Raw genomic sequence first — 22806 nt, 5'->3', positions numbered from 1 at the left:
CGAACCCCGGGCCGGACGGCCCACACGACTCCCGGAGGCTTCCGCCGCCGGGAGTCGCGCGTACGCGGGACGTACCCCGGCGCAACGCACTCATCACACGCGCACGGCCGACACGGTCAGGCAGCAAGGGGACAGGGCAGATGACGGCCGAACTCGTCCGGGGGCAGAACCACCCGCTGCCCTCGACCCGTCTGGAGGTCCGGGTGTCGGCGGGCTCGCCCGTCGTGGCCGGGGTCGCCCTCGCCGACGAGCAGGGCACCGTACGGGACGCCGCGTGGGTCGCCCACCCCGGGGCGCCCCGGCTGCCCGGCGTCGAAGTGCCCCGGCAGGCCGCCTCCGAACACCGGCTCGACCTCGACCTCGACGCCCTGCCCGGCGAGGTGCACCGCGTCACCGTGCTGCTGGCCCTTCCCCGGACGACCGGCGCCCCCACGGGCTTCGGTGCGGTCGCCGCCCCCTTCGTGTCCGTCAGCGGGCCCGGAGACACCGGGATCGCCGACTTCACCCTCACCGGGCTGGACATGGAGACCGCCGTCGGCGCCCTGGAGTTCTACCGCCGCTCCGGCGCCTGGAAGGTACGGGCCGTCGGCCAGGGCTACTCCTCCGGGCTCGCGGGCATGCTCGCCGACCAGGGGCTGAGCGGGGCGGGCGAGCTGGCCGCCTCGATCCTGGAGACGGCGACAGGATCCCTCGTACCCGCCCAGCCGGGACCCGTCCAGCCGGGACCCGTCCAGCCGGGACCCGCCCCGTCGGGAACGGCCCAGCCGGGACCCGCCGCGTCGGGGCCGGCCGCGGCGGACGCGACGGTGGTCCCGCCCGGGGGTCGGATCGACTACGCGCACCCGAGGCGCCGGACCGCCCCTCCCGCTCCGCCCACCCCTCAGGCCCCGCCCACCCCTCCCGCCCCGCCCACCGCACAGCCCGCCGCCCCGTCCGGGCCCCCCGCGCCGGTGGCCGGGGACGCCGCCGGCCACTCCATGGACGAGCGGCTCTACAACCAGGTCTGGGGCATGTTCGAGGATCTGGCCCGCAGCGTCGCCGCCTACCGGGGTGCCGTCGACTTCGCGGAGGCGCGGCTGGAGGAAGAGCTCGACCGCACCCTGTCCGACCCGCGCAACCGCATCGGCGCGGCGGGTGACACCGCGCGCGAGGCGGCCAGGGCGAAACGTGACGAGCTGGTCGGTCGCGCCCGGGAGGTGCTCGACCGGGACCTCGCCCAGCTGGCGGCCGAGTCCGAGGTGGTGGAGCCCGCGCTCCCCGCCCCCTGCGCCGACTGGGACCAGCCGGCCTGGCACGCCCCCCGGACGCCGTCCGGGGAGCCCTGGGCCCTGCGGCTCGGTGACGTGCGCCTGCCCGAACGCCCGGAGCTGCGCATCCCCCTGCTCGTACGGCTTCCGCTGGAGCGGGGCCTGTGGATCGACTCGGGGCGCGGCGACACCGGCGCCGACCTGCTGCTGGACGGTACGGACCTCAAGCGCCTCGCGCTGGAAAGCGCCGTCGCCCACGCCGTACGGCTGCTCGCCGCGTATCCGGCGGGAGAGATGTCCCTCCAGGCCATCGACCCGGCGGGTACCGGAGCCGCCGCCCTCGCGCCGCTGATCCGTGCCGGGGTGCTCGCCGGGCCGCCGGCCGCGGGGGCCGCGGGGGTCGACGCCGTGCTCGACCGGCTCACCCGACGCGTCGACCTGGTCCAGATGGCCGTCCGGGCGGGCGCCGCCGACGCGCTGCCGCCGGATCTCGACCCGGCCGGACAACTGCTCCTCGTCAACGACTTCCCCCACGGCTTCGACGACCGCGCGGTCACCCGGCTGCGCTACCTCGCCGAGGAGGGTCCCTCGGTCGGGGTGCATCTGCTGCTGGTCGCGGACCAGGAGGAGGCGTCCGCGTACGGGCCGCTCCTCACGCCGTTCTGGCGGGGGCTCCTCCGGCTCACCCCGCTCGCCGGCGACCACCTCGCCGATCCCTGGGTCCGGCACGTGTGGACGTACGAACCGCCTCGGGTGCCGCAGGGCAGCCGGGTGCTGGAAGAGGTGCTCGCGGCCGTGGCCGAGGCGCGGCGGGCCCGGGGGCGCTGACGCCGGGCACCGGCGGGCGGGCGCCGGTGCCCGGGGGGACCGCGGTGCACGGGGGACTGCGGGGTCCGGTCGCCGGAAAGGGCGCGGCTCTAACGCAGCAGGACGACCCGGACCAGGGACTTTTGATTCTTCTTTGCCATCCTCTTTACCTTTTCTTGGGTGTGCCTGTACCGTTTCTTGGACGGAGGGGAGTATTCCCACACGTGGCGTTCCCGTCAGTACGGACTGTGACCGGTCCCGGGGCGCCGGCCCGGCGTACATCCCGTACGCCCGGGTGGAAGAGACCTCCGGCAGCGACGACGCTGATCAGTAGCCGTAGCGAACTGCCGGAGGCGCAGTGGACGTTTCATGGACCCTCTGGGCGCTGACCATTCTCGGTCTGGCAGCCCTCATCTCCGTCGACTTCTTCATCGGGCGCAAGCCCCATGACGTGTCGACCAAGGAAGCCGGAATCTGGACGGTCGTCTGGATCGCTCTGGCGGCACTCTTCGGCCTGGGCCTGCTGGTCTTCGGCGACAGCCAGGCATCCGGCGAGTTCTTCGCCGGCTACATCACCGAGAAGTCGCTGAGCGTCGACAACCTCTTCGTCTTCGTCCTGATCATGGCCAAGTTCTCGGTGCCCTCCCAGCTCCAGCAGCGGGTGCTGCTGGTCGGTGTGCTCATCGCGCTGGTGCTCCGGGCAATCTTCATCGCGGCCGGCGCGGCCGTCATCGCCAACTTCTCCTGGGTCTTCTACATCTTCGGCGCGTTCCTGATCTACACGGCCTGGAAACTGATCCAGGAGGCGCGGACCGACGAGGACGAGGAGGAGTTCGAGGAGAACCGGCTCCTCAAGTCCATCGAGCACCGCTTCGGCGTCGCCGACCGGTACCACGGCACCAAGCTCTTCATCCGGAACAACGGCAAGCGCGTCATGACCCCGCTGATGGTCGTCATGCTCGCGATCGGCACCACCGACGTGCTGTTCGCCCTCGACTCCATCCCGGCGATCTTCGGCCTGACGCAGGACCCGTACATCGTCTTCACGGCCAACGCCTTCGCGCTGATGGGGCTGCGCCAGCTGTACTTCCTCATCGGCGGTCTGCTGAAGAAGCTGGTCCACCTCAGCTACGGACTCTCGGTGATCCTCGGCTTCATCGGCGTCAAGCTGGTGCTGCACGCGCTGCACGAGTCGGGTGTGCACGTCCCGGAGATCTCGATCCCGTTCTCCCTCTCCGTCATCTGCGGGGTGCTGGTGATCACCACCATCACCAGCCTGATCGCCGGCCGGAGGCAGGCGGCTGCCGCCGAGGCCGCCGGTTCGGGCCCGGGGTCCGGGTCCGATGCCGCCTCCGAGTCCCGCAAGGGCAGCAGCAGCGTCGGCGGCTGAGCCGGACACCGCCCGGGCCTCCACGACCCGCCGGACAACGACGAAGGGCGCCCCGGTACCGATCCCGGTACCGGGGCGCCCTTCGTCGTCCGTGCCGGGTGTACCCGCCTCACCAGCCCCGGGCGCGCCACTCCGGGAGCTGCCCGCGCTCGTCGCCGAGCGTGGTGTCGTGGCCGTGGCCCGGGTAGACCCAGGTCTCGTCGGGGAGCTGGTCGAAGAGCTTGGTCTCCACGTCGTGGAGCAGGCTCGCGAAGGCCTCCGGGTCCTTGCGGGTGTTGCCGATGCCACCGGGGAAGAGGCAGTCGCCGGTGAAGAGGTGCGGAGCCCCGTGCGGGTCGTCGTAGACCAGGGCGATGGAGCCAGGGGTGTGGCCGACCAGGTGGCGGGCGGTCAGGACGACCTCGCCTACCTGGAGGGTTTCCCCGTCCTCCACGAGTACGTCGGTCGCGACCGGAATGCCCTCGGCGTCGTACCGCCCGGCGTAGGTGACGGCGCCGGTGGCGGCCACCACCTCGGCCAGCGCCTGCCAGTGGTCGCCGTGCTGGTGTGTGGTGACGACGGAGGCGATGCCGTCCTCGCCGACGAGCCGCAGCAGGGTGTCCGCCTCGTTGGCGGCGTCGATGAGCAGCTGCTCGCCGGTGGCCCGGCAGCGCAGCAGGTAGGCGTTGTTGTTCATCGGGCCGACCGCGACCTTGGAGATCATCAGGTCGGTCAGCTCGTGCACGTCCGCGGGTCCGCCGACCCGCACCGCTCCGCTGTAGGTCATGGGCGGCAGCCTATAGCGGCGGCAGTACGGGGAGGGGGCCGCCCTCCACGGTCAGCGCCGAGCCGTCGCGGCGGCCCGAGAGCCAGCCCAGCAGCTCCGCGGCCGGGCCGCCGACCCCGGTGACCGGGCCCTCCTTGCCGCCGCCCGTGGTCCACACGCGGCCGTCCTCGGTCCGGATGCCGGTGGATACCACCTGCGGGTGGCGCCCGAAGCGCTCCGCCAGGAAGTCGATCTCCCGGACCACGAAATCCGCCGGCAGGTGCTCCAGCTCGTACCCGGTGCCGAGGTCCACGTGATGCAGCTCGACCTCGGCCCAGCGGCGGAAAGGCACCCGGTCCGCCGAGTCCGTCACACCGTTCCGCAGCTCCACCGTGCGTGACCAGTCGGCCGGGGCGGCGGCCTCGGCGAAGAACCGCTCGCCGCTCGCGCGCAGGTCGGCCAGGTGCTCGGCGAGCGGGCGGGGTGCGCCGGCCGCGATGTCGAGGTCCCGGATTTCGCCGCTCGCGTACATCGGGCGTCCGCGGAGAACATTTCGGAGCGCGTCGGCGTTACGTGACAGGTGGGCCAGTACATGGCCCCGGCTCCAGCCTGGCAGCCGGGACGATTGCTGTACGGCGGATTCGTTCCACGAGCCCGCGGCGGTGAGCAGCCGTTCCGTCGCTTCGCGTAAAGACGCCAGGTCGCGCACGTGATCGCTCATGGAACCGAGCGTAGCCCCGCCACTCGTTCGGGTGAAGGAGGTCATGACCGGCCAGAAATCGAATGTGCGTGCTATACGCTCGAAGCCGCAAGCTTTCAACACCGCTGTGGCGCCCCCCATACCCTGGAACAGGGGGCTCAGTTCCCCTCGTTTCTCTCAAGAAAGGTGCGGACCGGCGTGGACCGTCTCATCGTCCGTGGCGCGCGCGAGCACAACCTCAAGAACGTCTCGCTCGACCTCCCCCGTGACTCCCTCATCGTCTTCACCGGGCTGTCCGGGTCGGGCAAGTCCTCCCTCGCGTTCGACACGATCTTCGCCGAGGGCCAGCGGCGCTACGTCGAGTCGCTCTCCTCGTACGCCCGGCAGTTCCTCGGTCAGATGGACAAGCCGGACGTCGATTTCATCGAGGGTCTCTCGCCCGCCGTCTCCATCGACCAGAAGTCGACCTCGCGCAACCCGCGCTCGACGGTCGGCACCATCACGGAGGTCTACGACTACCTCCGCCTGCTCTTCGCCCGCATCGGCAAGCCGCACTGTCCCGAATGCCGGCGGCCGATCTCGCGCCAGTCGCCGCAGGCCATCGTGGACAAGGTCCTCGGCCTGCCCGAGGGAAGCCGCTTCCAGGTGCTCTCCCCGCTGGTCCGCGAGCGCAAGGGCGAGTTCGTCGACCTCTTCGCCGACCTCCAGACCAAGGGGTACAGCCGCGCCCGGGTCGACGGCGCCACCATCCAGCTCTCCGAGCCCCCCACGCTGAAGAAGCAGGAGAAGCACACCATCGAGGTGGTCATCGACCGCCTCACGGTGAAGGACAGCGCCAAGCGCCGGCTGACCGACTCGGTGGAGACGGCCCTCGGCCTCTCCGGCGGCATGGTCGTGCTCGACTTCGTGGACCTCCCCGAGGACGACCCCGAGCGCGAGCGGATGTTCTCCGAACACCTTTACTGCCCGTACGACGACCTCTCCTTCGAGGAGCTGGAGCCCCGCTCCTTCTCCTTCAACTCGCCCTTCGGCGCCTGCCCCGACTGCACCGGCATCGGCACCCGCATGGAGGTCGACGCCGAGCTGGTCGTCCCGGACGAGGAGAAGTCCCTCGACGAGGGGGCCATCCACCCCTGGTCGCACGGCCACACCAAGGAGTACTTCGGCCGTCTGATCGGCGCCCTCGCCGAAGCCCTCGGCTTCCGTACGGACATCCCCTGGGCCGGGCTGCCGCAGCGCGCCAAGAAGGCCCTGCTCTACGGCCACAAGATCAAGACCGAGGTGCGCTACCGCAACCGCTACGGCCGTGAGCGCGCCTACACCACCCCCTCGTTCGAAGGCGCCGTCCAGTTCGTCAAGCGGCGGCACTCCGAGGCCGAGAGCGACTCCAGCCGGGAGCGCTTCGAGGGGTACATGCGCGAGGTGCCCTGTCCGACCTGTGAGGGAACCCGCCTCAAGCCGATCGTCCTCGCGGTCACGGTGATGGAGAAGTCCATCGCCGAGGTCGCCGCCATGTCGATCAGCGACTGCGCGGAGTTCCTCGGCCGGCTGAAGCTCAACGCCCGGGACAAGAAGATCGCCGAGCGGGTCCTCAAGGAGGTCAACGAGCGGCTGAGGTTCCTCGTCGACGTGGGCCTCGACTACCTCTCGCTCAACCGCGCGGCCGGCACCCTGTCCGGTGGCGAGGCCCAGCGCATCCGCCTCGCCACCCAGATCGGCTCCGGCCTCGTCGGCGTGCTGTACGTGCTGGACGAGCCGTCCATCGGCCTGCACCAGCGCGACAACCACCGGCTGATCGAAACCCTGGTCAGGCTCCGCGACATGGGCAACACGCTCATCGTCGTGGAGCACGACGAGGACACGATCAAGATCGCGGACTGGGTCGTGGACATCGGCCCCGGCGCCGGGGAGCACGGCGGCAAGGTGGTCCACTCCGGATCGCTGAAGGAGCTGCTGGCCAACAAGGAGTCGATCACCGGCCAGTACCTCGTGGGCAAGCGGAAGATCACCGTCCCCGAGGTCCGCCGCCCCGTGGACCGGAGCCGCCTGCTCACCGTCCACGGTGCCCGGGAGAACAACCTCCAGGACATCGACGTCTCCTTCCCGCTGGGCGTCCTCACGGCCGTCACCGGGGTCTCGGGGTCCGGTAAGTCCACCCTGGTCAACGACATCCTCTACACCCACCTCGCCCGGGAACTCAACGGCGCCAAGTCGGTCCCGGGCCGGCACACCCGGGTGGACGGGGACGACCTGGTCGACAAGGTCGTCCACGTCGACCAGTCGCCGATCGGCCGGACCCCCCGGTCCAACCCGGCGACCTACACCGGAGTCTTCGACCACGTCCGCAAGCTCTTCGCGGAGACGATGGAGGCGAAGGTGCGCGGCTATCTGCCGGGCCGCTTCTCCTTCAACGTGAAGGGCGGGCGCTGCGAGAACTGCTCCGGCGACGGCACCATCAAGATCGAGATGAACTTCCTGCCGGACGTGTACGTCCCCTGCGAGGTCTGCCACGGCGCCCGGTACAACCGGGAGACCCTGGAGGTCCACTACAAGGGCAAGTCCATCGCCGAGGTGCTGGACATGCCGATCGAGGAGGGCCTGGAGTTCTTCGAGGCCGTTCCGACCATCGCCCGGCACCTGCGCACCCTCAACGAGGTCGGCCTCGGATACGTCCGGCTCGGACAGTCCGCACCGACGCTCTCCGGCGGTGAGGCGCAGCGCGTGAAGCTGGCGAGCGAGCTCCAGAAGCGCTCCACCGGCCGCACGGTCTACGTCCTGGACGAGCCCACCACCGGTCTGCACTTCGAGGACATCAGCAAGCTGATCAAGGTCCTCTCCGGACTGGTCGACAAGGGCAACTCCGTCGTCGTCATCGAGCACAACCTCGATGTGATCAAGACGGCGGACTGGGTCATCGACATGGGTCCCGAGGGCGGCAACGGAGGCGGCCTGGTCGTCGCCGAGGGCACCCCGGAAGAGGTGGCGGCCGTGCCCGCCAGCCACACCGGGAAGTTCCTCCAGGACGTCCTGGACACCGACCGGGTCAACGAGGCGGCCGTGCCCTCCGCGCGCAAGCCGGTGCGCAGGACCGCCGCGAAGAAGACCGTCGCCGCCAAGGCCGCTCCCGCCCGGCGGACGGCCACCGCCGCCACGGCGAAGCAGCCGGCCGCGAAGAAGCCCGCGGCCAAGAAGGCGACCCGCGCCCGCAAGGCCTGACGCGCCCCGGTACGGCCCGCCGAGGTGCCCCTTCCCGCCCGGGAGGAGGCGCCCCGGCGGGCCGTACCGCGTCCTGCCCGGACCCGACGTGCCCGCACACCGGGCCTGCCGGGCCTGCCGGACGTCCGTGCCCCGGAACCCCGTGCCCCGGACCCCGGCGCCGGGGTCCCGATCTCCGCCGGTATCGTCGGTTCTGTCGTCGCGCGCCCCGGCCGAGCGCCCCGTCGCCCCACCGGCCCGCGACGCCCGTACCGCCCTGCGCACCCCGTGTGCGTCTCCCTGTACACCCCGTACCACCGACCCCCGTGGAGACCGCGATGTCCGGCTTGCCCGCCACCCGCCGCACCGTGCTGAGGGGTGCCGCGCTCGCCGGTGCCGCCGGGCTGGGAGCGGCCGCCTGCTCCACCGAGTCCAAGCTCGGCCACGCCCAGAACCCGACCCCGACCGCCCCGGTGGACCTCGGCGCGTCGGACGCGGTCCCGGTCGGCGGGTCCAAGCTCTACAGCGAGCAGCGCCTCGTGGTGACCTGCCCGTCGAAGGGCCAGTACAAGGCGTTCAGCGCCCAGTGCACCCACGCGGGCTGCCTGCTGTACAAGGTCGAGGACAACGAGGGCCACTGCCCCTGCCACGGCAGCGTCTTCGACACCACGACCGGCGAGGTCATCCATGGCCCGGCCACCGTGCCGCTGCCCGCCGTCCCGGTCAGCGCGGAGGGTGGCCGGCTCGTCGCCGGACCCGGCGCCTGACCGGACACCCGCCACCCCCGCGGGGCGGCTCCCCCGGAGGGTGCGGCCGGGGACGCCCCGGGACGGACGGCACAGTGCGGAGGGCACCCCTGGGTGTCACCGGCCGGAAGTAGGGTGTGAGACATGGCAGACCCCTCCAGCTACCGCCCCAAGCCGGGACAGATCCCCGACTCCCCGGGGGTCTACAAGTTCCGCGACGAGCACCGCCGGGTGATTTACGTCGGCAAGGCGAAGAACCTCCGCCAGCGCCTCGCCAACTACTTCCAGGACCTGGCCGGCCTCCACCCGCGTACCCGCACCATGGTGACCACGGCCGCGTCCGTGGAGTGGACGGTCGTCTCCACCGAGGTCGAGGCGCTGCAGCTGGAGTACACCTGGATCAAGGAGTTCGACCCGCGGTTCAACGTCAAGTACCGCGACGACAAGAGCTACCCGTACCTCGCGGTCACCCTCAATGAGGAGTTCCCCCGCGTCCAGGTCATGCGCGGCGCCAAGAAGAAGGGCGTGCGCTACTTCGGCCCGTACGGCCACGCCTGGGCGATCCGCGAGACCGTCGACCTGATGCTCCGCGTCTTCCCCGTACGCACCTGCTCCGCCGGGGTACTCAAGAACGCCGCCCGCACCGGACGCCCCTGCCTGCTGGGCTACATCGGCAAGTGCTCCGCCCCCTGCGTCGGCCGCGTCAGCCCCCAGGAACACCGTGAACTCGCCGAGGAGTTCTGCGACTTCATGGCCGGCCGCACCGGTGCCTACCTGCGCCGCCTGGAGAAGGAGATGATGCTCGCCGCGGAGGACATGGAGTACGAGCGCGCCGCCCGGCTCCGGGACGACATCGAGGCACTCCGCCGGGCCATGGAGAAGAGCGCGGTCGTGCTCGCCGACGCCACCGACGCGGACCTCATCGCCGTCGCGGAGGACGAGCTGGAGGCCGCCGTCCAGATCTTCCACGTGCGCGGTGGCCGGGTACGCGGCCAGCGCGGCTGGGTCACCGACAAGGTGGAGGCGGTCGACACCTCCGGCCTGGTCGAGCACGCCCTCCAGCAGCTCTACGGCGAGGAGACCGGCGAATCCGTACCCAAGGAGGTCCTCGTGCCCGCGCTGCCCGAGGACCCCGACGCCGTTTCCGAATGGCTCGCGCACCGCCGGGGCTCCCAGGTCAGCCTGCGCATCCCGCAGCGCGGCGACAAGAAGGACCTGATGGCGACGGTCCAGCGCAACGCCCAGCAGGCGCTCGGACTGCACAAGACCAAGCGCGCCTCCGACCTGACCACCCGCTCCCGGGCCCTGGAGGAGATCGCCGAGGCGCTCGGCCTCGACACCGCCCCGCTGCGCATCGAGTGCTACGACATCTCCCATCTCCAGGGCGACGACGTCGTCGCGTCGATGGTCGTCTTCGAGGACGGGCTGGCCCGCAAGAGCGAGTACCGCCGCTTCCAGATCAAGGGGTTCGAGGGCCAGGACGACGTCCGGTCGATGCACGAGGTGATCGGCCGCAGGTTCCGCCGCTACCTCCAGGAGAAGGAGCGCCTGGGGGAGTGGGAGGAGACGCCCGCGGCGGACACCTCCGCAGCCGACGTCTCCGCGGCCGACTCCTCCGCAACAGGTCTCCCCGCAACAGGTCTCCCCGCAACAGGTCTCCCCGCAACAGGTCTCCCCGCAACAGGTCTCCCTGGGACCGATGCCTCCGGGACCGACGCCTCCGGGACCGACGCCTCCGAGTCCGGCTCCCCCGAGGAGACCGCCCCCGAGGGCAACGAGCCGCGCGAGGACGACGGCCGTCCCAAACGGTTCGCCTACCCGCCGCAGCTCGTCGTGGTCGACGGCGGGCAGCCCCAGGTGGCCGCCGCGAAGCGTGCCCTGGACGAGCTGGGCATCGACGACATCGCCGTCTGCGGACTCGCCAAGCGCCTTGAAGAGGTCTGGCTGCCCGACGACGACGATCCCGTCGTGCTGCCCCGCTCCAGCGAGGGCCTCTACCTCCTCCAGCGCGTCCGCGACGAGGCCCACCGCTTCGCCATCACCTACCAGCGGGCCAAACGCGCCAAGCGGGTCCGCAGCAGCCCTCTGGACGGCGTCCCCGGCCTCGGCGAGAGCCGGAAACTCGCGCTGCTCAAGCATTTCGGCTCCGTCAAGAAGCTGCGGCAGGCGACAATCGACGAGATCTGTGAGGTCCAGGGGATAGGCCGCAGGACCGCGGAGTCGGTGGCCGCGGCCCTCGCCACGGCCGCCCCGGCCGCACCCGCCGTGAACACGGCCACAGGAGAGATCATCGACGAAAACGACGGGGGTACGCCATGACCGACCATGAGCACCGCCACGCAGAACCCACGCAGCCGGACCCGGACCGAACCAACGGAGCACACGTGAGCACGGGCACCACCAACGAGACGGGCGACGCCGTCCCGACGGCCATCCCCGAACTGGTGATCATCTCGGGGATGTCCGGCGCCGGCCGGTCCACCGCCGCGAAGTGTCTGGAGGACCTCGGCTGGTTCGTCGTCGACAACCTCCCGCCCGCCCTGATCCCGACCATGGTCGAGCTCGGCGCGCGTTCCCAGGGCAACGTGGCCCGGATCGCCGTCGTCGTCGACGTACGCGGACGCCGTTTCTTCGACAACCTCCGGGAGTCCCTGGCGGACCTGGAGACCAAGCACGTCACCCGCCGGATCGTCTTCCTGGAGTCCTCGGACGACGCCCTGGTCCGCCGCTTCGAGTCCGTCCGCCGACCCCACCCCCTCCAGGGCGACGGCCGGATCGTCGACGGCATCGCGGCCGAGCGCGACCTGCTGCGCGAGCTGCGCGGCGACGCCGACCTGGTCATCGACACCTCCAGCCTCAACGTCCACGAGCTGCGGGCCAAGATGGACGCCCAGTTCGCCGGCGACCAGGAGCCGGAGCTGCGCGCCACGGTGATGTCGTTCGGCTACAAGTACGGTCTGCCGGTCGACGCCGACCTCGTGGTGGACTGCCGCTTCCTGCCGAACCCGCACTGGGTGCCCGAGCTGCGCCCCTTCACCGGCCTCAACGAGGAGGTGTCCGCGTACGTCTTCGACCAGCCGGGCGCCAAGGAGTTCCTCAACCAGTACACCGAGCTGCTCCAGCTCGTCGCCGCCGGATACCGCCGCGAGGGCAAGCGCTACGTGACCATCGCGGTCGGCTGCACGGGCGGCAAGCACCGCTCCGTCGCGATGTCGGAGAAACTCTCCGCCCGCCTCGCCGCCGAAGGCATCGAGACCGTCCTCGTCCACCGGGACATGGGGCGCGAGTGACCAGCGTCAACCTGCGGCTGCGGAGGCTGAGCCGGGCGGGCTCGCTCCGCTCCGGCCGCCGGCGCGGCGGACCGCCCAAGGTCGTCGCCCTCGGCGGCGGCCACGGGCTGTCGGCCTCGCTCGCCGCCCTGCGCCGCATCACCGGTGACCTGACCGCCGTCGTCACCGTCGCCGACGACGGCGGTTCCAGTGGCCGGCTCCGCGACGAGTTCGGCGTGCTCCCGCCCGGCGACCTGCGCAAGGCCCTCGCGGCCCTCTGCGGGGACGACGACTGGGGACAGACCTGGGCCAGGGTCACCCAGCACCGCTTCGAGTCCCGGGGCGACCTGCACGGCCACGCGGTGGGCAATCTGCTGATCGTGGCGCTCTGGGAGCAGCTCGGCGACCACGTGCAGGCGCTCGACCTGGTCGGCACGCTGCTCGGCGCGCACGGCCGGGTGCTGCCCATGTCCGCCGTACCGCTGGAGCTCCAGGCACAGGTCAGGGGGCACGAGCCGGAGCGGCCCGACGAGATCGTGACCGTACGCGGCCAGGCGACGGTGGCGCTCACCCCGGGCGAGGTGCAGTCCGTGCAGGTGGTCCCGCACGCCCCTCCGGCCGTCCCGGAGGCCGTCGAGGCCGTTCTGGACGCGGACTGGGTGGTGCTCGGGCCGGGCTCCTGGTTCTCCTCCGTCATCCCCCATCTGCTCGTCCCCGATCTGCTCGACGCGCTGGTCGCGACGAAGGCCCGGAAGGTGCTTTCGCTGAACCTCGCGCCGCAACCCGGCGAAACAGATGGCTTCTCCCCGCAGCGTCATTTGGAGGTTTTGGGGCGACACGCCCCTAAACTCGCCTTGGACGTGGTGTTGGCCGATGAGGCCGCCGTGCCTGACCGCGAGTCCCTCGCCGATGCCGCGAAGCGGCTCGGCGCCGCGGTGGAGCTGGCGCCGGTGGCCTCGCCAGACGGCGTTCCGATTCATGATCCGGAGCTGCTGGCCGCCGCGTACGACCGTATTTTTCGGATGCATGGAAGGATCGGCCCATGGCGATGACGCCAGCGGTGAAGGACGAAATCTCTCGGCTTCCCGTCACCCGGACCTGCTGCAGGAAGGCGGAGGTCTCCGCGATCCTCCGCTTCGCGGGCGGGCTGCACCTGGTGAGCGGCCGGATCGTGATCGAGGCGGAGCTGGACACCGCGATGGCGGCCCGCCGGCTCAAGCGCGACATCCTGGAGATCTTCGGGCACGCCTCGGAGCTGATCGTGATGGCCCCCGGCGGGCTGCGGCGCGGCTCCCGGTACGTCGTACGCGTGGTGGCGGGCGGTGACCAGCTGGCGCGCCAGACCGGTCTCGTGGACGGCCGCGGCCGTCCCATCCGCGGGCTGCCCCCGCAGGTGGTCTCGGGGGCCACCTGCGACGCCGAGGCGGCCTGGCGCGGGGCCTTCCTGGCGCACGGCTCGCTCACCGAGCCGGGCAGGTCCTCCTCGCTGGAGGTCACCTGCCCCGGTCCCGAGGCGGCGCTCGCGCTGGTCGGGGCCGCGCGCCGGCTCTCCATCGCCGCCAAGGCCCGCGAGGTCCGCGGGGTCGACCGCGTGGTGGTCCGCGACGGCGACGCGATCGGCGCCCTGCTGACCCGCCTCGGCGCCCACGAGTCCGTGCTGGCCTGGGAGGAGCGCCGGATGCGGCGCGAGGTCCGGGCGACAGCCAACCGGCTCGCCAACTTCGACGACGCCAACCTCCGCCGCTCCGCCCGCGCCGCCGTGGCCGCCGGTGCCCGCGTGGGCCGCGCCCTGGAGATCCTGGGCGAGGAGGTCCCCGAACACCTCGCCGCCGCCGGACGGCTGCGCATGGAGCACAAGCAGGCATCGCTGGAGGAGCTGGGCGCGCTCGCCGACCCGCCGCTGACCAAGGACGCCGTCGCCGGGCGCATCCGCCGGCTGCTGGCGATGGCCGACAAGCGCGCGCAGGACCTCGGCATCCCGGGTACCGAGTCCACCCTCAGCGAGGAGATGGCGGACGGTCTGGTCGGCTGAGACCGGTCCGACGGGCCGTCCCGGGCCCGCACCGTCGTATACGGCCGCCGCCGGCGTTCCCTTCACGGAGACGCCGGCGGCGGCTGTTCCGCCGTCCGGGGAAGGGTCCCGCGAGGGCGCGCGGGGTGTCGGCCGGGTCCGGCACTCCACCGGCAATCCCGCCCTGATCGTCCGTGTGTGTACGGGCGTTGGGCACATTTCCGGTCGTCGCGGGACAGGGGGCGGTTTTTTGGTCCGAACGGTGGCCGGTGGGCACCCGGCGGACGGGAGCCGCATGTTCCTACTGGTCAGTAGGGCGTATCGGGGTGCGTAGGGGGCCTCTCGATGTCACCCGCGGGCCACATGAGAGGTAGGGTCGGAACCGGTCGGGGACATCCCATACATCTCGCCGTGGCGTCGAAACCCGGCGTACCTAACGAGGAGATCGGTTCGTGACGATCCGCGTAGGCATCAACGGCTTTGGCCGCATCGGTCGTAACTACTTCCGCGCGCTGCTGGAGCAGGGTGCGGACATCGAGATCGTGGCTGTCAACGACCTGGGTGACACCGCGACCACGGCTCACCTCCTGAAGTACGACACCATTCTGGGTCGTCTCAAGGCAGAGGTCAGCCACACCGCCGACACCATCACCGTCGACGGCCACACCATCAAGGTGCTCTCCGAGCGCAACCCGGCCGACATCCCCTGGGGTCAGCTGGGCGTCGACATCGTCATCGAGTCGACCGGTATCTTCACCAAGAAGGCCGACGCCGAGAAGCACATCGCCGGTGGCGCCAAGAAGGTCCTCATCTCGGCTCCGGCCAAGGACGAGGACATCACCATCGTGATGGGCGTCAACCAGGACAAGTACGACGCGGCCAACCACCACGTCATCTCCAACGCCTCCTGCACCACCAACTGTGTGGCGCCGATGGCCAAGGTTCTCGACGAGAACTTCGGCATCGTCAAGGGCCTGATGACGACGGTCCACGCGTACACGAACGACCAGCGCATCCTGGACTTCCCGCACTCGGACCTGCGCCGCGCCCGCGCCGCCGCCGAGAACATCATCCCGACCACGACGGGTGCCGCCAAGGCCACCGCCCTGGTTCTGCCCCAGCTCAAGGGCAAGCTCGACGGCATCGCGATGCGCGTCCCGGTCCCGACCGGTTCCGCCACCGACCTGGTCGTCGAGCTGCAGCGCGAGGTCACCAAGGACGAGGTCAACGCCGCGTTCAAGAAGGCCGCCGACGACGGCGACCTGAAGGGCTACCTGGCGTACACCGAGGACCCGATCGTCTCCTCGGACATCGTCAGCGACCCGGCGTCCTGCACCTTCGACTCCTCCCTGACGATGGTTCAGGAAGGCAAGACGGTGAAGATCCTCGGCTGGTACGACAACGAGTGGGGCTACTCCAACCGCCTCGTCGACCTGACCGTCTTCGTCGGCGGCCAGCTCTGATCCTCGGATCGGCAGGCATCTCGATGTAGTGAGGGGCTCGGACGGCGCGACGCAGCGCCGTCCGAGCCTTCTCGCGTGCTCATCCGTCCTTTCCAAGGAGTCCTGGAACAGATGAAGACGATCGACGAACTTCTCGCCGAAGGGGTCGCCGGCAAGCGGGTATTCGTCCGCGCCGACCTCAACGTGCCGCTCGACGGCACCACCATCACCGACGACGGCCGCATCCGCGCCGTCCAGCCGACCGTCGCCAAGCTCGCCGAGGCCGGCGCGCGGGTCATCGTCGCCTCGCACCTCGGCCGCCCGAAGGGCGCCCCGGACCCGGCGTTCTCGCTGGCCCCCGCCGCCGCCCGGCTCGGTGAACTGCTCGGCACCGAGGTCGCGTTCGCCACCGACACCGTGGGCGAGTCCGCCACGGCCACGGTCGCCGCCCTCACCGACGGCCAGGTCGCCGTCGTCGAGAACCTCCGCTTCAACGCCGGTGAGACGTCCAAGGACGACGCCGAGCGCGGCGCCTTCGCCGACCAGCTCGCCACCCTCGCCGACGTGTACGTGGGCGACGGCTTCGGCGCGGTGCACCGCAAGCACGCCTCGGTCTTCGACCTCCCGGCCCGGCTGCCGCACTTCGCCGGCTACCTCATCGCCACCGAGGTCGGCGTCCTGAAGAAGCTCACCAGCGACGTCAAGCGCCCCTACGCCGTGGTCCTCGGCGGCGCCAAGGTCTCCGACAAGCTCGGCGTCATCGACCACCTGCTGGAGAAGGCCGACCGCATCCTGATCGGCGGCGGCATGGCGTACACCTTCCTCAAGGCCCAGGGCCACGAGGTCGGCATCTCGCTGCTCCAGGAGGACCAGGTCCCCAAGGTGCAGGAGTACCTCAAGCGCGCCGACGAGCGCGGCGTGGAGTTCGTGCTCCCCGTCGACGTCCTCGTCTCCTCCGAGTTCCCGGACCTCAAGACGAAGGCCCCGGCCAACCCCACCGTCGTCGCCTCCGACGCGATCCCGGCGGACCAGGAGGGGCTGGACATCGGCCCCGAGACGCGCAAGCTGTACGCGGCGAAGCTCGCCGACGCGGCCACCGTCTTCTGGAACGGCCCGATGGGCGTCTTCGAGCACCCCGACTACGCCGAGGGCACCCGCGCGGTCGCCCAGGCGCTCGTCGACTCCCCGGCCTTCAGCGTCGTCGGGGGTGGCGACTCCGCCGCCGCCGTCCGCATCCTGGGCTTCGACGAGAACGCCTTCGGCCACATCTCGACCGGTGGCGGCGCCAGCCTCGAATACCTCGAGGGCAAGTCGCTCCCCGGCCTTGCCGCATTGGAGAACTGAGCCAGATGAGCACCCGTACCCCGCTGATGGCGGGCAACTGGAAGATGAACCTCAACCACCTCGAGGCCATCGCCCACGTCCAGAAGCTCGCCTTCGCGCTGGCCGACAAGGACTACGACGCGGTCGAGGTCGCCGTCCTGCCGCCCTTCACCGACCTGCGCTCCGTGCAGACCCTGGTGGACGGCGACAAGCTGAAGATCAAGTACGGCGCCCAGGACATCTCGGCGCAGGACTCCGGTGCGTACACCGGCGAGATCTCCGGCTCCATGCTCGCCAAGCTGAAGTGCGCGTACGTGGCCGTCGGCCACAGCGAGCGCCGCCAGTACCACGGCGAGAACGACGAGATCTGCAACGCCAAGGTGAAGGCCGCCTTCAAGCACGGGCTGACCCCGATCCTCTGCGTCGGCGAGGGCCTGGACATCCGCAAGGCCGGCGACCAGGTCTCCTACACCCTCGCTCAGCTCGACGGCGCCCTCAAGGACGTCCCGGCCGAGCAGGCCGAGTCGATCGTTATCGCCTACGAGCCGGTCTGGGCGATCGGTACCGGCGAGGTCGCCACCCCCGAGGACGCCCAGGAGGTGTGCGGAGCCATCCGCCGCCGTCTCGCCGAGCTCTACTCGCAGGAGCTGGCCGACGCGGTCCGCATCCAGTACGGCGGCTCCGTGAAGTCCGGCAACGTCGCCGCGATCATGGCGCAGCCCGACGTCGACGGCGCCCTCGTGGGCGGTGCGGCGCTGGACGCCGACGAGTTCGTCAAGATCGTCCGCTTCCGCGACCAGTGAGTATGCGCTAGCGCCGATCCGTCGTACCCTTGCGGGGGCCGGGGTGGGTTCCACCCTCGGCCCCCGTTGTGCGTGAATGAATTTACTCAGAAGCAGTTTTCTCAGAAGCAGTCCAGGAATTTCCGGAAAGTAGGGACCAGCCGTGATTTTGGCGTTCGAGATCGCCCTGATCGTCTTCAGCCTGCTGCTGATGCTGCTGGTGCTGATGCACAAGGGCAAGGGCGGCGGCCTCTCCGACATGTTCGGTGGCGGCATGCAGTCCTCGGTCGGCGGTTCCTCGGTGGCCGAGCGCAACCTCGACCGCATCACCGTGGTCGTCGGCCTGTGCTGGTTCGCGAGCATTGTGGCACTCGGCCTGCTCATCAAGCTGGACAGCTGACGCATCGTCCGCGATTGCCGGTGACCGTGTAACTCCAATCACTGGACGCGCGTTGGGCCTTACGTAGACTGGGGCATCTTCGAGCAGCATCACGCAGGGAGTTACGACCGTGGCAAGTGGCAACGCGATCCGGGGAAGCCGGGTCGGAGCGGGGCCGATGGGTGAGGCCGAGCGGGGCGAGTCCGCGCCGCGCCTCCGCATCTCCTTCTGGTGCTCGAACGGGCACGAGACGCAGCCGAGCTTCGCCCATGACGCGCAGGTACCGGAGACCTGGGACTGCCCCCGATGCGGCTTTCCGGCGGGCCAGGACAAGGACAGCCCGCCCGACCCGCCGCGCACGGAACCGTACAAGACGCATCTCGCGTACGTGCGCGAGCGACGCAGTGACGCGGACGGCGAGGCCATTCTCGCCGAGGCGCTCGCCAAGCTCCGCGGCGAGATCTGAGAACACCCCGCCCGGCTCCCGCCTCCCGAGTTCCTTCCGGCGAGAGCCGCCGCTTTTCCGTACCGCCCCGTTCACCGGCCGGCCACCCCCTGGGTGCCGGCCGGAACGCTTTTCCTTGCCCGCGCACGCACGATGTCCCGCACCGGGCCATGCCCGCGCAGCACCCGCGACCGGGATCAATTAGGTTGGGGGGAGCAGCGGGGAGCAGGTACGAGAAGAATGGGCTGATACCCGGGATGAACGCACAAAGCCGAACCAAGCTCAACCAGACGCCCGAGTGGGCGGCCCTCGGCAAGCACCGCGAGGAACTGGGCGGGACCCACCTGCGGGAGCTGTTCGCCGAGAACGCCGACCGCGGCGCCGCCTACACCCTCCGGGTGGGCGACCTGCACATCGACTACTCCAAGCAGCTGGTGACCGACGAGACGCTGCGTCTGCTGCGCGACCTCGCCGCCGCCACCGGGGTCGCCGAGCTGCGGGACGCCATGTTCCGCGGCGACAAGATCAACACCACCGAGGACCGCGCCGTCCTGCACACCGCGCTCCGCGCCCCGCGCGACGCGGTGATCGAGGTGGACGGCGAGAACGTCGTGCCGGCCGTGCACGCGGTCCTGGACAAGATGGCCGGCTTCGCCGACCGGGTCCGCTCCGGCGAGTGGACCGGCCACACCGGCCGCCCCATCAAGAACATCGTCAACATCGGCATCGGCGGCTCGGATCTGGGCCCCGCCATGGCGTACGAGGTGCTGCGCTCCTTCACGGACCGCTCCCTCACCCTCCGCTTCGTCTCCAACGTCGACGGCGCCGACCTCCACGAGGCCGTCCGCGACCTGGACGCCGCCGAGACGCTCTTCGTCATCGCCTCGAAGACGTTCACCACCATCGAGACGATCACCAACGCCACCTCCGCCCGCGACTGGCTCCTCACCGAGCTGAAGGCCGGTCAGGACGCCGTCGCCAAGCACTTCGTGGCACTGTCGACCAACGCCGAGAAGGTGTCGGACTTCGGTATCGACACGGCCAACATGTTCGAGTTCTGGGACTGGGTCGGCGGCCGTTACTCCTACGACTCCGCCATCGGCCTCTCGCTGATGATCGCCATCGGCCCGGACCGGTTCCGCGAGATGCTCGACGGCTTCCACCTCGTCGACGAGCACTTCCGCACCGCCCCGGCAGAGGAGAACGCTCCGCTGCTGCTGGGCCTGCTGGGCGTCTGGTACGGCCAGTTCTTCGACGCCCAGGCGCACGCGGTGCTGCCCTACAGCCACTACCTCTCCAAGTTCACCGCCTACTTGCAGCAGCTGGACATGGAGTCCAACGGCAAGTCCGTGGACCGGGACGGCAACCCGGTGGAGTGGCAGACCGGCCCGGTCGTCTGGGGCACCCCGGGCACCAACGGCCAGCACGCGTACTACCAGTTGATCCACCAGGGCACCAAGGTCATCCCGGCCGACTTCATCGGCTTCGCCGCCCCGGTCACCGACCTGCTGCCCGGACTCATCGCGCAGCACGACCTGCTGATGGCCAACTTCTTCGCGCAGACCCAGGCGCTCGCCTTCGGCAAGACGCCCGAAGAGGTCCGCGCCGAGGGCGTGCCCGAGGAACTGGTCCCGCACAAGACGTTCCAGGGCAACCACCCGACCACGACGATCCTCGCCGAGAAGCTCACCCCCTCGGTCCTCGGCCAGCTCATCGCGCTGTACGAGCACAAGGTGTTCGTCCAGGGCGCGATCTGGAACATCGACTCCTTCGACCAGTGGGGCGTCGAGCTGGGCAAGGTCCTCGCCAAGAAGATCGAGCCGGTCCTCACCGAGGGCACCGGCGGCGAGCAGCTGGACAGCTCGACGGCGGCGCTCGTCGCCACCTACCGCTCGCTGCGCGGTCGCTGAGCCGATGACGCCGTGAAGGGGACGGTGACCGCGGGGGAGGGGGCGCCGCGCCTGCGGCCTCCGGCGAACTCGCTCGACCGGCGTGCCGTCGGCTGGTGGCGGGCCCAGTGGCTGCTGCTGACGGCGGCGCCACTGGTGCCGCTCGGCGTCCTCGCCGCCCTCATCTCCCCGGCCCGGCCGTGGCTGCTGCTCTCCGCGGCGGTCACGGCCGGGCTCGGCGTGTGCTGCGCGGTGGTGCTGCCCCGCTGGTGGTTCCACACCCACCGCTGGGAGGTCACCGAGGACGCGGTCTACGTCCGCACCGGACTCCTCCTCCAGGAGTGGCGGATCGCGCCGATGTCGCGCATCCAGACCGTCGACACGGTCCGGGGCCCGCTGGAGCAGCTCTTCGGGCTCGCCACCCTCACCGTCACCACCGCCTCCGCCAAGGGAGCGGTACGGATCGCGGGGCTCGGGCACGAGCCCGCCGCCGCGCTCGCCGAACGGCTGACCCGGATCACCCGGGACACCCCCGGCGACGCGACATGAACACCGCGGAGACCGCGCACACCGCGGAACCCGCGAACGCCCCCGGCACCGACGACGGATGGCGCCGCCTCGACCCCCGTACGGCCCTGGTCACCGCGGTCCTCACGGCCGGGGTGGTGATCGGCACCGCAGTCCCGCTGGCCATGGGGTTCCTCGGTCACTTCGGCACCGCCGGCGCAGGCCTCTGGACCGCCGCCGGGGCCGTCCTGCTGACCGGCTGCGCGGCCCTCGTGGACCACGTCCGCTGGCGCCGCACCCGGTACCGGATCGGCACCGGACACGTCGACCTCCACTCCGGGCTCCTGCTCGTGCGACGCCGCTCGCTCGCCCTCGACCGTGTCCGCACCGTCGACCTCACCGCCCGCCCGCTGCTGCGGGTCCTCGGCCTGGTCACCGTACGGATCGGCACCGGCGAACACCGGGACGGCGAATCGACCCTGGAACTCGACCCCGTCACCCGGGCCGAGGGCGAACGGCTGCGCCGGCTGCTGCTGGCGCGCGACGCGGCGCCCGGCGGCGACGGTGCCTCGGCCGGGGAGTGCGACGGTGAACTGGCCGTCCTCGACCCCCGCTGGATCCGCTACGCCCCGGTCTCCTTCGTCGCCCCGATGCTGGGCGGCGCCGCGGCCGGCGGGATCATGCAGATCAGCGAGTGGGCCGGAGCGCAGGGCGACGTCGTCCACTGGACCGTCGAACTCTTCCGCGCCCTCCCGCTGTTCTGGACGCTGGCCGTCCTCGTCGCTGCGGCCCTCCTCACCGGGGCGGCAGGGGCCCTCGGCCTCTGGACCGAGATGTGGTGGAACTACCGCCTGGAGCGCGAGCCGGGCGGCACCCTCAGGGTGGGCCGCGGGCTGCTGACCTCCCGCTCCATCACCGTCGAGGAGGCCCGGCTGCGCGGCGCCGAACTGGTGGAGCCGCTGGGCGTCCGGCTGTTCGGAGCCGCCCGGGTGGACGTGATCACCACCGGGCTCGCCGACGACGAGGAGGCCAAGGAGGCCAGCCACAGCACCCTGCTGCCCGCGGTGCCCCGGCAGGACGCGGAACGGATCGTCGCCGCCGTGCTCCGGGAGGAGTCGGCCCCGACCGCCGCGCCCCTGACCGGCCACCCGCGTGCGGCCCGGGGCCGCCGGCTGCGGCGGGCCCTCGCGGTGGTGCTGGCCCCGCCGGTCCTCCTGGCAGCGCTCGGGGCCGCCACCACCCCCGCCCTGCTGTGGACCGCGCTCGGCTGCGCCCTGGTGGGCGTACCGGTCGCGGTGGTGCTGGCCCTGGACGCCTACCGGAGCCTCGGCCACGCCCTGACCGGCCGCCACCTGGTCACCCGCTCCGGCACCGTACGGCGCTCGACCGCCGCCGTGGAGCGGTCCGGGGTGATCGGCTGGACGGTACGGCAGTCGTACTTCCAGCGGCGGGCCGGCCTGATGGACATTACGGCCACCACGGCCGCGGGCACGGGCGCCTACACGGTGTACGACACCGGGGCGGCAGAGGGGCTCCGGCTCGCCTCCGAGGCCGTACCGGGGCTGCTGGCGCCCTTCCTGGAGTGGGACGAGGACGACCGCGGGGGCAGAGGCTCCGGACCGCCGGAGCACGCGGATCCCGCCGGCTGACGCGCCGTGCGGAGCCGGGGGGATCACCCGTTCCGGACCGGGTCCGTCGCCCTGCCCGGTAGTGCGCGTGCACAACCGGAAGGTCGAGCAAGCCCACTTCACCCTCGCCGAGGTCGTCGCCGACACGCACGACGACGCCCCCCCGGACACGGTGTGCGGTGAGCCCGGGGCGGTGCGGGTCCCGGGCGCGTGAGGTCCCGGGTGCGGCCGGTGCGGCGTGGCCTCAGCCGTGCGTTGTGTCGATGACGCAGAAGCGGTTGCCCTCGGAGTCGGCGGCATG

Annotated in this window: 19 protein-coding genes; 17 read left to right on the top strand and 2 right to left on the bottom strand. The window is 71.2% G+C overall.

Annotation, left to right across the window (positions count from 1 at the left end; translation table 11 throughout):
* Nucleotides 1-140: 140 nt before the first annotated feature.
* Both OHA55_RS05065 and OHA55_RS05060 read left to right on the top strand, forming a co-directional pair.
* Nucleotides 141-2075, top strand: coding sequence for a TerD family protein (locus tag OHA55_RS05065; RefSeq protein WP_266703198.1), 1935 nt, complete (start codon nt 141-143; stop codon nt 2073-2075).
* Nucleotides 2076-2412: 337 nt separating this feature from the next.
* Complete coding sequence (locus OHA55_RS05060; protein ID WP_266703196.1) at nt 2413-3444, top strand: TerC family protein; 1032 nt, start codon at nt 2413-2415, stop codon at nt 3442-3444.
* A gap of 109 nt (nt 3445-3553) precedes the next feature.
* Here the strand turns inward: OHA55_RS05060 and OHA55_RS05055 are convergent, their stop codons facing one another.
* Together OHA55_RS05055 and OHA55_RS05050 are read right to left on the bottom strand one after the other, a co-directional pair.
* Nucleotides 3554-4210 (bottom strand): MBL fold metallo-hydrolase, encoded by a 657-nt coding sequence (locus OHA55_RS05055; protein WP_266703194.1) that lies wholly within the window; start codon nt 4208-4210, stop codon nt 3554-3556.
* 10 nt (nt 4211-4220) lie between these two features.
* Nucleotides 4221-4910 carry a maleylpyruvate isomerase family mycothiol-dependent enzyme gene (locus tag OHA55_RS05050; RefSeq protein WP_266703192.1) on the bottom strand — a complete coding sequence of 230 codons (690 nt, stop codon included), beginning with the start codon at nt 4908-4910 and terminating at the stop codon, nt 4221-4223.
* 165 nt (nt 4911-5075) lie between these two features.
* Between OHA55_RS05050 and uvrA the strand changes: the two genes are divergently transcribed.
* From uvrA to OHA55_RS04975, 15 genes are all read left to right on the top strand, one after another.
* Complete coding sequence (uvrA, locus tag OHA55_RS05045; RefSeq protein ID WP_266703190.1) at nt 5076-8105, top strand: excinuclease ABC subunit UvrA; 3030 nt, start codon at nt 5076-5078, stop codon at nt 8103-8105.
* Nucleotides 8106-8422: 317 nt separating this feature from the next.
* Nucleotides 8423-8851: a Rieske (2Fe-2S) protein gene (locus OHA55_RS05040; RefSeq protein ID WP_266703188.1), complete on the top strand. Its 429-nt coding sequence runs from the start codon at nt 8423-8425 to the stop codon at nt 8849-8851.
* Between the two features lie 123 nt (nt 8852-8974).
* Nucleotides 8975-11149, top strand: a complete 2175-nt coding sequence (gene uvrC, locus OHA55_RS05035) for an excinuclease ABC subunit UvrC (protein WP_266703186.1) — start codon at nt 8975-8977, stop codon at nt 11147-11149.
* Nucleotides 11146-12120, top strand: a complete 975-nt coding sequence (rapZ, locus tag OHA55_RS05030) for an RNase adapter RapZ (protein WP_266703184.1) — start codon at nt 11146-11148, stop codon at nt 12118-12120. The genes uvrC and rapZ overlap by 4 nt, the downstream gene beginning before the upstream one ends.
* Nucleotides 12117-13151 carry a uridine diphosphate-N-acetylglucosamine-binding protein YvcK gene (gene yvcK, locus OHA55_RS05025; protein WP_266703182.1) on the top strand — a complete coding sequence of 345 codons (1035 nt, stop codon included), beginning with the start codon at nt 12117-12119 and terminating at the stop codon, nt 13149-13151. The genes rapZ and yvcK overlap by 4 nt, the downstream gene beginning before the upstream one ends.
* Complete coding sequence (gene whiA / locus OHA55_RS05020) at nt 13142-14131, top strand: DNA-binding protein WhiA (RefSeq protein ID WP_266703180.1); 990 nt, start codon at nt 13142-13144, stop codon at nt 14129-14131. The genes yvcK and whiA overlap by 10 nt, the downstream gene beginning before the upstream one ends.
* 431 nt (nt 14132-14562) lie before the next feature.
* Nucleotides 14563-15573: a type I glyceraldehyde-3-phosphate dehydrogenase gene (gene gap / locus OHA55_RS05015; protein WP_266703178.1), complete on the top strand. Its 1011-nt coding sequence runs from the start codon at nt 14563-14565 to the stop codon at nt 15571-15573.
* A gap of 111 nt (nt 15574-15684) precedes the next feature.
* Nucleotides 15685-16896 (top strand): phosphoglycerate kinase, encoded by a 1212-nt coding sequence (gene pgk, locus OHA55_RS05010; protein ID WP_266703176.1) that lies wholly within the window; start codon nt 15685-15687, stop codon nt 16894-16896.
* A gap of 5 nt (nt 16897-16901) precedes the next feature.
* Nucleotides 16902-17678 carry a triose-phosphate isomerase gene (gene tpiA / locus OHA55_RS05005; protein WP_266703174.1) on the top strand — a complete coding sequence of 259 codons (777 nt, stop codon included), beginning with the start codon at nt 16902-16904 and terminating at the stop codon, nt 17676-17678.
* Between the two features lie 142 nt (nt 17679-17820).
* Nucleotides 17821-18057 carry a preprotein translocase subunit SecG gene (gene secG, locus OHA55_RS05000; protein ID WP_266703172.1) on the top strand — a complete coding sequence of 79 codons (237 nt, stop codon included), beginning with the start codon at nt 17821-17823 and terminating at the stop codon, nt 18055-18057.
* Between the two features lie 109 nt (nt 18058-18166).
* On the top strand, nt 18167-18502 hold the full coding sequence (locus tag OHA55_RS04995; protein WP_266703170.1) for an RNA polymerase-binding protein RbpA: 336 nt from the start codon (nt 18167-18169) through the stop codon (nt 18500-18502).
* Nucleotides 18503-18738: 236 nt separating this feature from the next.
* Complete coding sequence (gene pgi, locus OHA55_RS04990) at nt 18739-20391, top strand: glucose-6-phosphate isomerase (RefSeq protein WP_266703168.1); 1653 nt, start codon at nt 18739-18741, stop codon at nt 20389-20391.
* A 24-nt stretch (nt 20392-20415) separates the two neighbouring features.
* Nucleotides 20416-20919: a PH domain-containing protein gene (locus OHA55_RS04985; RefSeq protein WP_266703166.1), complete on the top strand. Its 504-nt coding sequence runs from the start codon at nt 20416-20418 to the stop codon at nt 20917-20919.
* Complete coding sequence (locus OHA55_RS04980) at nt 20916-22526, top strand: PH domain-containing protein (protein WP_266703164.1); 1611 nt, start codon at nt 20916-20918, stop codon at nt 22524-22526. Before OHA55_RS04985 ends, OHA55_RS04980 begins: the two co-directional genes overlap by 4 nt.
* Nucleotides 22527-22593: 67 nt before the next feature.
* Nucleotides 22594-22719: a hypothetical protein gene (locus OHA55_RS04975; protein ID WP_266703162.1), complete on the top strand. Its 126-nt coding sequence runs from the start codon at nt 22594-22596 to the stop codon at nt 22717-22719.
* The last annotated feature ends 87 nt before the right edge of the window (nt 22720-22806 follow it).

This window comes from Streptomyces sp. NBC_00102, assembly GCF_026343115.1.
Classification (GTDB): Bacteria; Actinomycetota; Actinomycetes; order Streptomycetales; family Streptomycetaceae; genus Streptomyces.
This window is presented reverse-complemented; position numbering and strand designations above follow the sequence as displayed.

Bases quoted from the DNA above. Each gene is read 5' to 3' on its own strand.
- OHA55_RS05065 (WP_266703198.1), top strand. From the start codon at position 141: ATGACGGCCGAACTCGTCCGGGGGCAGAACCACCCGCTGCCCTCGACC.
- OHA55_RS05055 (WP_266703194.1), bottom strand. From the start codon at position 4,210: ATGACCTACAGCGGAGCGGTGCGGGTCGGCGGACCCGCGGACGTGCAC.
- OHA55_RS05050 (WP_266703192.1), bottom strand. From the start codon at position 4,910: ATGAGCGATCACGTGCGCGACCTGGCGTCTTTACGCGAAGCGACGGAA.
- OHA55_RS05040 (WP_266703188.1), top strand. From the start codon at position 8,423: ATGTCCGGCTTGCCCGCCACCCGCCGCACCGTGCTGAGGGGTGCCGCG.
- uvrC (WP_266703186.1), top strand. From the start codon at position 8,975: ATGGCAGACCCCTCCAGCTACCGCCCCAAGCCGGGACAGATCCCCGAC.
- rapZ (WP_266703184.1), top strand. From the start codon at position 11,146: ATGACCGACCATGAGCACCGCCACGCAGAACCCACGCAGCCGGACCCG.
- whiA (WP_266703180.1), top strand. From the start codon at position 13,142: ATGGCGATGACGCCAGCGGTGAAGGACGAAATCTCTCGGCTTCCCGTC.
- pgk (WP_266703176.1), top strand. From the start codon at position 15,685: ATGAAGACGATCGACGAACTTCTCGCCGAAGGGGTCGCCGGCAAGCGG.
- tpiA (WP_266703174.1), top strand. From the start codon at position 16,902: ATGAGCACCCGTACCCCGCTGATGGCGGGCAACTGGAAGATGAACCTC.
- pgi (WP_266703168.1), top strand. From the start codon at position 18,739: ATGAACGCACAAAGCCGAACCAAGCTCAACCAGACGCCCGAGTGGGCG.
- OHA55_RS04980 (WP_266703164.1), top strand. From the start codon at position 20,916: ATGAACACCGCGGAGACCGCGCACACCGCGGAACCCGCGAACGCCCCC.